The sequence below is a fragment of the Blastococcus sp. SYSU DS0619 genome, from assembly GCF_054051035.1.
The window spans coordinates 60,887-72,753 of the sequence record NZ_JBJHAM010000003.1; the positions used below are offsets into that span (position 1 = coordinate 60,887).

At 75.1% G+C, this 11,867-nt stretch carries 11 protein-coding genes; 7 read left to right on the forward strand and 4 right to left on the reverse strand.

The window, feature by feature from the left end:
- Positions 1-25: 25 nt before the first annotated feature.
- From ACI79T_RS05165 to ACI79T_RS05175, 3 genes are all read right to left on the reverse strand, one after another.
- Positions 26-2,395, reverse strand: coding sequence for a [protein-PII] uridylyltransferase (locus ACI79T_RS05165; protein WP_456608976.1), 2,370 nt, complete (start codon positions 2,393-2,395; stop codon positions 26-28).
- Positions 2,396-2,515: 120 nt separating this feature from the next.
- Positions 2,516-2,854, reverse strand: a complete 339-nt coding sequence (locus ACI79T_RS05170) for a P-II family nitrogen regulator (RefSeq protein ID WP_456608977.1) — start codon at positions 2,852-2,854, stop codon at positions 2,516-2,518.
- Positions 2,851-4,173, reverse strand: coding sequence for an ammonium transporter (locus ACI79T_RS05175; RefSeq protein WP_456608978.1), 1,323 nt, complete (start codon positions 4,171-4,173; stop codon positions 2,851-2,853). Before ACI79T_RS05175 ends, ACI79T_RS05170 begins: the two co-directional genes overlap by 4 nt.
- A gap of 266 nt (positions 4,174-4,439) precedes the next feature.
- On the opposite strand from ACI79T_RS05175, the gene ACI79T_RS05180 reads away from it, so the two are divergent.
- From ACI79T_RS05180 to ACI79T_RS05200, 5 genes are all read left to right on the forward strand, one after another.
- Positions 4,440-5,144: an energy-coupling factor ABC transporter permease gene (locus ACI79T_RS05180; protein WP_456608979.1), complete on the forward strand. Its 705-nt coding sequence runs from the start codon at positions 4,440-4,442 to the stop codon at positions 5,142-5,144.
- Positions 5,141-5,452 (forward strand): PDGLE domain-containing protein, encoded by a 312-nt coding sequence (locus ACI79T_RS05185; RefSeq protein ID WP_456608980.1) that lies wholly within the window; start codon positions 5,141-5,143, stop codon positions 5,450-5,452. Before ACI79T_RS05180 ends, ACI79T_RS05185 begins: the two co-directional genes overlap by 4 nt.
- 1 nt (position 5,453) lies before the next feature.
- Complete coding sequence (gene cbiQ / locus ACI79T_RS05190) at positions 5,454-6,236, forward strand: cobalt ECF transporter T component CbiQ (RefSeq protein WP_456608981.1); 783 nt, start codon at positions 5,454-5,456, stop codon at positions 6,234-6,236.
- Positions 6,233-6,976: an energy-coupling factor ABC transporter ATP-binding protein gene (locus ACI79T_RS05195; RefSeq protein WP_456608982.1), complete on the forward strand. Its 744-nt coding sequence runs from the start codon at positions 6,233-6,235 to the stop codon at positions 6,974-6,976. Before cbiQ ends, ACI79T_RS05195 begins: the two co-directional genes overlap by 4 nt.
- A 234-nt stretch (positions 6,977-7,210) precedes the next feature.
- Positions 7,211-8,014 (forward strand): hypothetical protein, encoded by an 804-nt coding sequence (locus ACI79T_RS05200; protein ID WP_456608983.1) that lies wholly within the window; start codon positions 7,211-7,213, stop codon positions 8,012-8,014.
- Positions 8,015-8,023: 9 nt separating this feature from the next.
- Here ACI79T_RS05200 and ftsY read toward each other — a convergent pair whose 3' ends face one another.
- Entirely contained in the window at positions 8,024-9,250 is a 1,227-nt protein-coding gene (gene ftsY, locus ACI79T_RS05205; RefSeq protein ID WP_456608984.1) for a signal recognition particle-docking protein FtsY, read from the reverse strand.
- A 97-nt stretch (positions 9,251-9,347) separates the two neighbouring features.
- Here ftsY and ACI79T_RS05210 point away from each other — a divergent pair, with 97 nt between their 5' ends.
- Both ACI79T_RS05210 and ACI79T_RS05215 read left to right on the forward strand, forming a co-directional pair.
- A complete protein-coding gene (locus ACI79T_RS05210) occupies positions 9,348-11,021 on the forward strand; it encodes an alkaline phosphatase D family protein (RefSeq protein ID WP_456608985.1) in 1,674 nt (557 codons plus the stop codon).
- 13 nt (positions 11,022-11,034) lie between these two features.
- Positions 11,035-11,850 carry an endonuclease/exonuclease/phosphatase family protein gene (locus ACI79T_RS05215; protein WP_456608986.1) on the forward strand — a complete coding sequence of 272 codons (816 nt, stop codon included), beginning with the start codon at positions 11,035-11,037 and terminating at the stop codon, positions 11,848-11,850.
- Positions 11,851-11,867: the final 17 nt, after the last annotated feature.

The window sequence follows — 11,867 nt, forward strand, 5'->3', positions numbered from 1 at the left end:
CGCACCACCGACAGAACCACGGACGTCAGGACGGCGTGTCGGGACCCACCGCCACCGCAGGGCCGCGGGTGGCGGCCACCAGGGCCGCGTCGACGCGCTCCTTCTGCTGCGGGTCCACGGGCGAGCCGGAGGGGTTGCACACGTAGAAGCAGTCGACGGCGTCGCCGCCCAGCGTCTCGATGCGGGCCGAGGTGACGTCCAGCCCCTCGCCCGCGATCGCCGCGGTCAGCCGGTACAGCAGCCCGGCCCGGTCCCCGGCCCGCACCTCCACGATCCCGGTGGCCGGGCCGCTCACCTCGTGGTTGTGCCAGGAGATGCGGGGCGGAGCGGACCGGGTCTCCTCGCGGTAGTCGGCCTCCCGCTGGCGCAGCCGCTCGGGCAGCGAGAGCGTCCCCTCCAGCGCCGCACGCACGCCGTCGGCCAGGATCTCCGGCACCGGCGCCCGGCCGAACCGGGGCCGCACGGCGAACACCCCGGTGCCGTAGCCCTCGGCCACCGTCATCTTCGCCGCGCGGACGTCGAGCTGGTTGAGCGCGAGCACCCCGGCGCAGGTGCTGAGCAGGCCCGGCCGGTCGGGCGCGCCGATCGTCACCTGCTGACCGTCGGCCACTTCCTCGATGCCGACGGTGACCGCCCGGGTGTCCCCCGGGATGTCCGGCGCCGGCGCGGTCACCTGCGCCGCGGTGGGGTGCAGCACCGGGTCCGGCTCGGTCAGCTGCGGGCCGCCCAGCGCGGCCTGCACCCGGGCGACCAGCGCGGCGACCAGGTGCGCCTTCCAGGGCGACCACGCCGAGGCGCTGGTGGCGGCGCCGTCGGCCTGCGCCAGGGCGTGCAGCAGCTGCAGCACCGTGGCGTCGCGCCCGATCGTGGCCGCGACCCGCTCGATGGTCGCGGGGTCGTCGATGTCGCGCCGGGTCGCCGTCGCCGGCAGCAGCAGGTGGTGGCGCACCAGCGTGCCGAGCACGGCGACGTCGGCCTCGGAGAAGCCCATGCGGGCGCCCATCTCCGCGGCGATCGGCTCCCCGACCACGCTGTGGTCGCCCGGCCAGCCCTTCCCGATGTCGTGCAGCAGGGCCGCGACCAGCAGCAGGTCGGGCCGGTCGACGTCGCGGGTCAGCTCGCTCGCCGCGGCCGCGGCCTCGATCAGGTGGCGGTCGACGGTGTACCGGTGCCAGGGGTGGCGCTGCGGCAGCGACCGGATCCGGTCCCACTCGGGCAGCAGCCGCGACAGCAGGCCCTCCTGGTCCAGCTGCTCCAGCACCGGGACCGCCGAGCGGCCGCTGGCCAGGATCCGGAGGAACGACCAGCGGGCCTCCGGCGGCCACGGCTCGGGCAACGGCGGGCTGTGCACCGCGAGCACCTTGAGGGTGTACGGCGAGAGCAGCAGGTCCGCCCGGGCCGCCGCCGCGGCGGCCCGCAGCACCAGCCCGGGGTCGGTGGCGGGGTGCGCGTCGCGGGCGAGCACGACCTCGTCCCCGTGCCGGACGACGCCCTCGGCCAGCGGCTCGCGGCGCACCCGGCGGTACCGCCCGCGTGGCCGGCGGACCAGCGCGGCCTCCACCCGGCGCCAGGTGTCGTCGGCGACGAAGGCCAGCCGGCGACCGGCCAGGCTCACCTCCCGCAGCAGGACGTCCTCGTCGGCCAGGCCCAGGGTCACCGCGATCGCGCGCTGCTCCTGGCGCACCAGGACGTCCGACGCGCGCCCGGACCGGCGGCGCAGCTCGTCGCGCACGTCGAGCAGGAAGGCGTAGGCCTGCTCCACCTCCGCGGTGGGCTCGTCGACGAGCTGGGCCGCGGCCGCGGCCCGCAGCACCTGGCCCTCGCGCAGCCCGCCGTAGGCCTCCTTGAGGTCGGGCTCGAGCAGGAAGGCGAGCTCACCCAGCCGGCGGGCCCGCTCGCGGCGCAGGTCGCGCAGCTGGGGCATCAGCCGGGAGGCGTGCTGCCGCCAGCTGGCCAGGGTCGCCGTCCGCAGCCGGGCGGCCAGCTCCGCGTCCCCGGCCACCAGCCGGACGTCGAGCAGGCCCAGCCCGGCCTTCACGTCGGTGGAGGCGACGGCGACCGCATCCGACACCGACCGGACCGAGTGGTCCAGGCGCAGGCCGGCGTCCCAGACCGGGTACCAGAGGGCGTCGGCGACGGCGGCGATCTCCGGCCGGTCCTCGTGGACGAGCACGAGGTCGAGGTCGCCGTGCGGCGGGAGCTCCCGGCGGCCGAGGCTGCCCACGGCGACCAGGGCCAGCCCGTCGGTGCCCGTGCGGGGTGGCGGGCCGCCGCGGCGCGAGCGGGGCGGCGGGGTGCCGGCGACGGCGTCGTCCAGCAGCCTCCCGAGCCACCCGTCCAGGGCTTCGACCCGCTCTGCACGGCCGAGCCCCGGCAACGCCTCGGTGTCCAGCACGACTCCCCCTCGGTACGGCCCGGATGAACGGCGTCGGCCGGGGCGGTGCACTGGGCTCCCACCCACCCCACCACCCCGGCCGACGGGTGCGCTATGCGCGTACTGCTTCCTCAGCTCCGGTCAGAGCGCGTCGTCGCCGCGCTCGCCGGTGCGGACCCGGACGATCTCGTCGACCGTGGTCACCCAGACCTTCCCGTCACCGATCTGGCCGGTGGAGGCCGACTCGACGACGGCGTCCACGACCCGGGCGGCGTCGAGCTCGCTGACGACCACCTCGATGCGGACCTTCGGCACGAAGTCCACCTGGTACTCCGCCCCGCGGTAGACCTCGGTGTGACCCCGCTGGCGGCCGAAGCCCTGGACCTCGCTGACGGTGAGCCCGGCGATGCCGATCAGCTCGAGTGCGTTCTTGACGTCGTCGAGCTTGAACGGCTTGACGATCGCGGTGACCAGCTTCATGCCAGCGTCCTCTCGTTGTTGCGGGCCTCGGCACGCGCCTGGCCGGCCAGGGGGGCGGTGGAGCCGCTGCTGCCCAGGGACGCGAAGTCGTAGCCCGACTCGGCGTGCACGACGTTGTCGATGCCGGTGACCTCGTCGTCCTCGGTGAGGCGGAAGCCCATCGTCTTCTGGATGACGAACCCGATGACCAGCGTAAGGACGAAGGAGAAGACGAGGACGGCCACCGCCCCCACGACCTGCCGCCAGAGCTGGTCGACGCTGCCGCCGAAGAAGAGGCTCTCGACGCCGGCGGGGGCGTCGGGGTCGGCGAAGAAGCCGATGGCGATGGTGCCCCAGAGGCCACCGACCAGGTGCACGCCGACGACGTCGAGCGAGTCGTCGTAGCCCAGCTTGTACTTCAGGCCCACGGCCAGGGCGCACAGCGCACCGGCGACGGCGCCGATGATGATCGCGCCGATCGGCGAGACCGCGGAGCAGGCCGGGGTGATGGCGACCAGACCGGCGACGACACCGGAGGCGGCGCCCAGCGAGGTCGAGTGACCGTCGCGGAGCTTCTCCACCACGAGCCAGCCGAGCGTCGCCGCGGCGGTGGCCACCAACGTGTTCACCCAGACCACCGAGGCGGTGTTGTCGGCGGCCAGCGCGGAGCCGGCGTTGAAGCCGAACCAGCCGAACCACAGCAGCCCGGCGCCGATCATGACCAGCGGCAGGTTGTGCGGGCGCATCGCCTCGCGGCCGAAGCCGCGCCGCTTGCCCAGCACCAGCGCGAGGGCCAGGCCCGCCGCACCGGCGTTGATGTGCACCGCGGTGCCGCCGGCGAAGTCGATCGCCGCCAGGTCGTTGGCGATCCAGCCGCCGACCACGTCGTCGCCGTCGAAGGCGAAGACCCAGTGCGCCACCGGGAAGTAGACGACGGTCGCCCAGATGCCGGCGAAGACCATCCACGCACCGAACTTCGCGCGGTCGGCGATGGCACCGGAGATCAGCGCCACGGTGATGATGGCGAAGACGGACTGGAAGCCGACGAAGGCCATGGTCGGCAGCGCGGCGTCGGTGTCCTCCATCAGGCCGTTCAGCCCGAAGAACTCGAAGGGGCTGCCGAGGAGGCCGCCACCGATGTCGTCCCCGAAGGCGATCGAGTAGCCCCAGAGCACCCACAGCACGCTGATCAGCGCCAGCGCCCCGAAGCTCATCATCATCATGTTGAGGACGCTCTTGGCGCGGACCATGCCGCCGTAGAACAGCGCGAGGCCTGGGGTCATCAGCAGCACGAGCGACGCACTGGTGAGGATCCAGGCGGTATTGCCGGTGTCGAGCACGGCAACCTCCTGTGTCGGGTCGTCGGCCGGGCGGCCGTATCGGTGGAACCCCGCCGCCGGTGCGGGAGGGGCGATGCGGCGTTCACCGTGCCGGGCCGTTGTTTCCGGCGACGTCGGCATCACGTTTCCGGGTCGTGAACTCCGCAGCGCGTGTCCGGTCCCTGCGTTGCGGTCGTGTTGCGGCGCCCCGGGAGGTGACTCCGGTCGCACCGGTCCCGGCGCCCGCGACTCGCTAGTTGCAAACGATGTGCAATAGGGTCGGTCGCGTGCACGTCCCCGATGGCTTCCTCGACGTCCCCACTTCCGTGGCCACCGGCGCCCTCGCCGCCGGCACGGTCGCCCTGGCCCTGCGCCGGTCGCGCGCCGAGCTCGACGACCGCACCGCGCCCCTGGCCGGGCTCGCCGCCGCCTTCGTCTTCGCCGGGCAGATGATGAACTTCCCGCTGCCCGGGCTGCCGGTCAGCGGGCACCTGATCGGGGCGGTGCTCACCGCCGTCCTCGTCGGCCCGTGGACGGCGGTGCTGTGCATGACCGTCGTCCTGCTGGTCCAGGCCGTCCTGTTCGCCGACGGCGGGATCACCGCGCTGGGCACCAACGTCACGCTCATGGCGCTGCTGGCGGTGGTCCTCGGCTACGGCGTCTTCCGGGCCCTGGCCGCGGTCCTGCCTCGCACCCGGGCCGGGATCCTGACCGCCACCGGGATCGCCGCGTACCTCTCCGTGCCCGCCGCGGCGCTGACCTTCGTCGGCCTGTTCGCACTCGGCGGCACCGTCGACATCCCGATGGGCACGGTCGCCGCGGCCCTCACGGGCGTGCACCTGCTCATCGGCCTGGGTGAGGCGGCGATCACCGTCGCCGTCGTCGGCGCGGTCCTGGCCGTGCGCCCCGACCTGGTCCACGGCGCGGCCCGGCTGCGGTCGGCCACCCCGCTGGCCGGCCGGCCCACCACGGCGACGGAGGTGGCCCGGTGACCCGCCGCGGACGCACCCTCTGGATCGCCGGCGTCGTCGCGGCCCTGGTCGTCGCCGGCGTGCTCAGCTGGTACGCCAGCTCCTCCCCCGACGGCCTGGAGCACGCCGCCGAGCAGGCCGGGTTCGCGCACAGCGCGTCCGACAGCGCGACCGCCGGCTCCCCGTTCGCCGACTACCTGGTCGACGGCGAGGAGAACCGCCTCTCCGCGGGCGCTGCAGGCGTCGTCGGCGTGCTGGTCACCCTCGCCCTGGCCGGCGGGCTGACCCTCGTCCTGCGCCGCCGCGGCACTCCCGCCGACCGCACCTGACGTGGGCGCGGCGCACGGGGGCACGCTGGCCGCCCGCTACCTGCCGGGCAGCACGGCGGTCCACCGCCTGGAGCCGCACGCGAAGCTGGTGTCGGTGCTGGCCTTCGCGGTGGTCGTCGTCGCCACCCCCGTGCACGCCCCCTGGGCACCGGCCGCGTACGCCGGGTACCTGCTGGCGGTCCTGACCGCCGCCGCCGTCGCCGGGGTCGGACCGGGCCGGCTGGTGCGGGGCCTGATCGTGGAGGTGCCGTTCGTCGCGTTCGCCGTCCTGCTGCCCTTCGTGGCCGGCGGTCCCCAGGTCGAGGTCCTGGGGGTGTCCGTGTCCCGGACCGGCCTGGCCGCCGGGGGCGGCCTGCTGGCCAAGGCGACGCTGTCGATCCTGGCCGCCACCGTCCTCGCGGCGACGACGGAGCCCCGGGCGCTGCTGCGCGGGCTGGAGCGGCTGCGGCTGCCGCAGGTGCTGGTCCAGATCCTGATGTTCATGATCCGCTACGCCGACGTGGTGGGCGGCGAGCTGCACCGGATGCGGATCGCCCGGGAGTCCCGCGGCTTCACCGGCGGCGGGCTGCGCGGGCTGCGGGTGGTCGGCGCCAGCGCCGGCGCCCTGTTCGTCCGGTCCTACGAGCGCGGCGAGCGGGTGCACCTGGCGATGCTCAGCCGCGGCTACCGCGGCAGTCTGCCTGCCGGGCCGTCGGTCCCGGTGGGGGCGCGGTCCTGGGCGGTCGCGCTCAGCCTGCCCCTGGCGGCGGCCACGGTGCTGCTGGCGGGGATGCTGCTGGGGTGACCGCACCCCCGCCGTCCCTCCTGGTCGAGGACCTCGCCTACGCCTACCCCGACGGGCACCAGGCGCTGTTCGGCGTGGACCTGCGCGTGGAGCGCGGCGAGCGGGTCGCGCTGCTGGGCCCCAACGGCGCGGGCAAGACGACGCTGGTGCTGCACCTCAACGGCATCCTGCGGGCGGGCCGCGGGCGGGTGGCGGTCGCCGGCCTGCCGGTCGAGAAGCGGTCGCTGCAGGAGATCCGCCGCCGCGTCGGCGTGGTGTTCCAGGACCCCGACGACCAGCTGTTCATGCCCACCGTCGGCGAGGACGTCGCGTTCGGTCCGCGGAACCTCGGCCTGGCCGAGCCGGAGGTCACCGCCCGCGTGGCCGCGGCACTCGAGCAGGTGCACATGTCCGACGCCGCCGACCGCCCGCCGCACCACCTCTCGTTCGGGCAGCGCCGCCGGGTCGCCGTCGCCACGGTGCTGGCCATGCAGCCGGAGATCGTCGTCCTCGACGAGCCGTCGTCCAACCTGGACCCGGCCGGCCGCCGGGAGCTCGCGGAGGTGCTCGCCGACCTCCCGGTCACCCTGCTGATGGTCACCCACGACCTCCCCTACGCCGCCCAGCTGTGCCCCCGCTCGGTGATCCTCGACGGCGGCGTCGTGGTGGCCGACGGGCCGACGCCCGAGCTGCTCGCCGACGCCCCGCTGCTGGCCGCCCACCGGCTGGAGCTGCCGTACGGCTTCTCGCCGGCCGGCTGAGCCCGGGCGACCGGACCCGGCGTCTGGGCCCGGTCGACCGGGCCCGGGCGGCGGCAGCGCCCCCGTGACGCTGCCGCCCCCGTGCTCCGAGCGCCGCCGGGCACCGGGCCGCGTACCCGGGGTCAGGGGAATGGCGACTGCTCAGAGGTACCTGCCCGCGCGCGCGTTCGCCCGGGCGCAACCCGCCGTTTGCGGTACCTTGCGCCGCATTCGCGGGGCGGCACGGGGAGACGCATGGCGGGGACGGCCAGGGACGACGGCACGACGACGCCGGGCGGGGACGCGTTCGTCCGCCAGGTCACCTGGCTGGTGAACGAGCTGGGCGGCCGGGAGCAGCTGGCCCGGGCGTCGGGCAACCGCGTCAGCCCCCGGACGCTCGACAACTGGTGCCGTGGCCGGTACCCGCGCAACGCGGTGACCGGCGCGGTGCGGGACCTGGACGCCTGGGCGCTCGAGCACCTCCCCGGCTATCCGCACGCCGCGCACGCGCCCCGGCTGGTGGAGACCTGCGGCCCGGTGGAGACCCCGGCCGCGGCGCCCCCCGGCGGACCGGACCCGGAGCCCGCGGCGACCCCCGGGGCCGCCCCGGCGGTCGCCGGCCCCGTCCCTGCGGTGGCCCGCCGGGCCGGGCGGGGCTGGCTGGTGGCCGCGGCGGCGGTGGTGCTGGTCGCCGCCGGGGCCGGGGCCGCGGCGGTGGTCCTCGACGAGGACGAGCCCGAGGCCCTGCCCACCCTGCCCAGCACCGGTGACGGCCGGCTCCGGCCCGAGACCACGGGCAGCCTCGGGGCGAACACCTTCACCGATCCGCGCACCCTCCAGGGCCAGGCCCAGCCGATCCCGCCGGACACCACCGTGCAGGTGCGCTGCCGGTACTACGCCCCGAGCATCCCCAGCGTGCTGCCCGACGGGTTCTGGTACCTGATCGACTCCGGCGAGTGGGCCGGGCGCTGGTCACCGGCCAACTCGTTCATGAACGGCGACGTGCCCGGCGAGCCGACGCTGCACAACACCGATCTGGACGTGCCGGTCTGCCGCTGAGCGGCCGGCTCAGACCTCGCCGACGAGCCCCTCGGCGAACGCCCGCGGCTCGAAGGGCGCCAGGTCGTCGGGGCCCTCGCCGAGGCCGATGAGCTTGACCGGGATGCCGAGCTCGCGCTGCACGGAGACGACGATGCCGCCCTTGGCGGTGCCGTCCAGCTTGGTGAGGACGACGCCGGTGACCGTGACCGCCTCGGTGAACACCCGCGCCTGCACGACCCCGTTCTGACCGGTGGTGGCGTCGAGCACCAGCAGCACCTCGGTGACCGGCGACTGCTTCTCCACGACGCGCTTGACCTTGCCGAGCTCGTCCATCAGCCCGGACTTGGTGTGCAGCCGCCCGGCGGTGTCGACGACGACGGTGTCGACCTCCGCCTCCACGCCGGTGCGCACCGCCTCGAAGGCGACGGCGGCGGGGTCGCCGCCCTCCCGGCCGCGGACGGTGAGCACACCCACCCGCTCGCCCCAGGTCTCCAGCTGGTCGGCGGCCGCGGCCCGGAAGGTGTCGGCGGCGCCGAGGATCACGCTCTTGCCGTCACCGACGAGCACACGGGCGAGCTTGCCGACGGTGGTGGTCTTGCCGGCGCCGTTCACCCCGACGACCAGCACCACGCCGGGCCGCCCCTCGGAGCGGGCGGTGCCCAGCGAGCGGTCCATGTCCGGGCCGAGCACCGCGGTCAGCTCGCGCACCAGCAGCTCGCGCAGGTCCGCGCCGGACGCGGTCGCCAGCACCATCGACTGGGTGCGCAGCCGCTGCACGATCTGGGTGGTGGCGGCGACGCCGACGTCGGCGGCGAGCAGGGTGTCCTCGATCTCCTCCCAGTCGTCCTCGGTCAGCTGCTCGCGGGCCAGGACGGTCAGCAGGCCGCGGCCGAGCGAGGACTGCGAGCGCGCCAGCCGCGAGCGCAGCCGCACCAGCCGGCCGGCCGAGGGCAGCGGGGTGTCGAAGACCAGGCCCGGCTCGGGCTCGGCCGGGGGCAGGTCGACGGCGGGCGGCGCCTCGGGCACGACCGCGTCGGGCTGGTCGGCGGTCGGGAGCCCCAGCCCGGAGGCGGTGGACCCGGTCGGCCGCCGCTGGTCGGCCGGTGGCGCGGGCGGGCGCGGCCGGGTGAGGGCCGTGCCGCTGACGGCGTCGTCGTCGAGGCGCGTGGTCCGTCGGCCGCGGCCGACGAGGAGGCTGACGCCGAGGACCAGTGCGACGACCAGGATCGCGATCGCGATCAGCACGAATTCCATGGGCCGAGTCTCCCAGTCCCCGGGGACGGCCTTCCAGCGGACACCGCCTCCAGCGGACACTGCGGCGGTTCACAGCTGCATGGGCCAGGCTGTGGGCATGCCCGTCCCCCACCGGTCGTCCCCGGAGCTCCTGCTGGGCCCGCTGCTGCGGCACGTCGACCCGGTCTCCGCCACGGTCTGGGTCGAGACCGACCGGCCGTGCACCGTCGACGTCCTCGGCCGGCGCGCCCGCACCTTCCGAGTCGGCGGTCACCACTACGCGCTGGTCGTCGTGGAGGACCTCGAGCCGGGCAGCACCACGCCCTACGAGGTCCGGCTCGACGACGTCCGGGTGTGGCCGCCCGAGGACTCGGCGTTCCCGGCCAGCCGGATCCGGACGCCGGGTGGTCCGGGTCCGTTCCGGCTGGCGTTCGGCTCCTGCCGCTACGCCAGCCCGCGCACCGTCGAGGCGTCCGAGGGCATCCCCCCGGACGCGCTGGACCTCTACGCCAAGCAGATGGCGGAGCTGCCGGAGGACCGGTGGCCCGACGCGCTGGTCCTCCTCGGCGACCAGGTGTACGCCGACGAGCTCACCGAGCACACGACGTCGCTGCTGCACCGCCGGCGCGACCGGAGCACCGAGCACCGGGCCCTCGACGACCAGGTCGCGGACTTCGAGGAGTACACCCGGCTGTACTACGAGTCCTGGCAGGACCCCCAGGTGCGGTGGCTGCTGTCGACCCTCCCGTCGTCGATGATCTTCGACGACCACGAGATGATCGACGACTGGAACACCTCGGCGGCCTGGCGGGCCACGGCCTCGCAGCAGCCCTGGTGGCGCGGGCGGATCACCGGCGGCCTGGTCAGCTACTGGGTGTACCAGCACCTGGGCAACCTCAGCCCGCACGAACTGGCGGAGAACAAGACCTGGCAGGCGATCCAGGACCTGAGCGCCGACGACCCCACGGCGGACGCCGAGCCGCTGCTGCGCGAGATGGCCGACCTCGCCGACGCCGAGCCGGCGACGATCCGGTGGAGCTTCGTGCGGCACTGGGGCGACGCGCGGCTGATCATGGTCGACAGCCGGGCCGGCCGGGTGCTGGAGGAGCAGCACCGCCGGATGCTCGACGAGGACGAGTTCGCCTGGGTCGAGTCCGCGATGCGCCGCGCCGTGGACGAGGGCGTGGAGCACCTGATCGTCGGCACCTCGCTGCCCTGGCTGCTGCCGCACGCGGTGCACAACCTGGAGCGCTGGAACGAGACGCTCAACGTGCGGCACCACGGCCGCTGGCGCGGCCGGATCGCCGAGGCGATCCGGCAGGCCGCCGACCTCGAGCACTGGTCGGCCTTCGGCCACTCCTTCGAGCGGCTGGGTGCGGCGCTGACCGCGGTCGCCCGGGGCGAGCACGGCCGGGCGCCCGCCACGGCGCTGATCCTCTCCGGCGACGTCCACCACGCCTACGCCGCCGAGCTGGTGCGCCCCGGCGGCCTCCAGGCCCGGGTGCACCAGCTCACCGTCTCCCCGCTGCACAACCAGGCGCCGCACCCGATCCGCGTCGGCTTCAAGATCGGCTGGAGCCGGACGGCGCGCCGCTGGACCGAGCGCCTGGCGCGCTGGGTCAAGGCCGAGCCCACCCGCCTGGAGTGGGACAAGAAGGCCGGGCCCTACTTCGGCAACCAGATCGGCGAGCTCGTGCTGAGCGGCCGGGAGGCCCGGTTCCTGCTGTCGGTGTCGGAGAAGGGCGACGAGCACCTGCGGCAGGTGCTCGACGAGCCGCTCTCCGGCAGGTGACAGGCTGGCACGCATGACTGGTGCGCACGGGGGAAAGCCCGCCCCCGGTCCCGACCAGCCGCCGATCCCGGTGCGGCTGGTCACCTTCAACACCCACCACGGGGTGGGCGACGACGCGCGGCACGACCTGCCGAGGCTGGCCAAGCTGCTGGCCGCGGTGGACGCCGACGTGATCTGCCTGCAGGAGGTGGACCGCCACTTCGGCGGACGCAGCGAGGACGTCGACCAGGCGCTGCTGCTCTCCCGGGCCCTGGACATGCAGCTGGCGTGGGGGCCGGCGATCGACGAGCAGCGCCCCGGTGACCAGCCGCCCCGGCAGTACGGCAACGCGTTGCTGTCGCGGCTGCCGATCCTGATCAGCGACGTCCACCCGCTGCCCGGCCGCGGGGAGCCGCGCAGCGCGCTGCGGACGATGGTGGAGCTCGACGGCGGCGCGCTGTGGATCACCGCGACGCACCTGACCACGCGGTCGGCCGAGGAGCGGGCCGCCCAGGTCGCCACCCTCGCCGGGCTGCACACCGAGTCGATGGAGACCGGCGTCCTGGTCGGCGACTTCAACGCCGAGCCCGACGCCCCCGAGCTCGACGTGCTGCGGCAGCGGTTCACCGACGCCTGGCGGCTGGCCCGGGCCCGTGACGACCAGGCGGGCTGGAGGTTCTGGCAGTCCGATGCCGGGAAGACGCACCCGGCCCGGTCCCCGCACCGGCGCATCGACCAGGTGTGGGTGTCCTCCGGCGTCGCGGTGGCCGCGGCCTCCGTGCTCGACGCCGAGGGCGCCTCCGACCACCTGCCGGTCGTGGTCGACCTGGAGGTCCGCAGCGGCGTCTAGGCATAGGAAGCTTTGCC

What these genes read in the sequence shown, in the direction of transcription:
- ACI79T_RS05215 (WP_456608986.1), top strand. Translation starts at nt 11,035, where the DNA reads ATGACTGGTGCGCACGGGGGAAAGCCCGCCCCCGGTCCCGACCAGCCG.
- ACI79T_RS05200 (WP_456608983.1), top strand. Translation starts at nt 7,211, where the DNA reads ATGGCGGGGACGGCCAGGGACGACGGCACGACGACGCCGGGCGGGGAC.
- ACI79T_RS05170 (WP_456608977.1), bottom strand. Translation starts at nt 2,854, where the DNA reads ATGAAGCTGGTCACCGCGATCGTCAAGCCGTTCAAGCTCGACGACGTC.
- ftsY (WP_456608984.1), bottom strand. Translation starts at nt 9,250, where the DNA reads ATGGAATTCGTGCTGATCGCGATCGCGATCCTGGTCGTCGCACTGGTC.
- ACI79T_RS05210 (WP_456608985.1), top strand. Translation starts at nt 9,348, where the DNA reads ATGCCCGTCCCCCACCGGTCGTCCCCGGAGCTCCTGCTGGGCCCGCTG.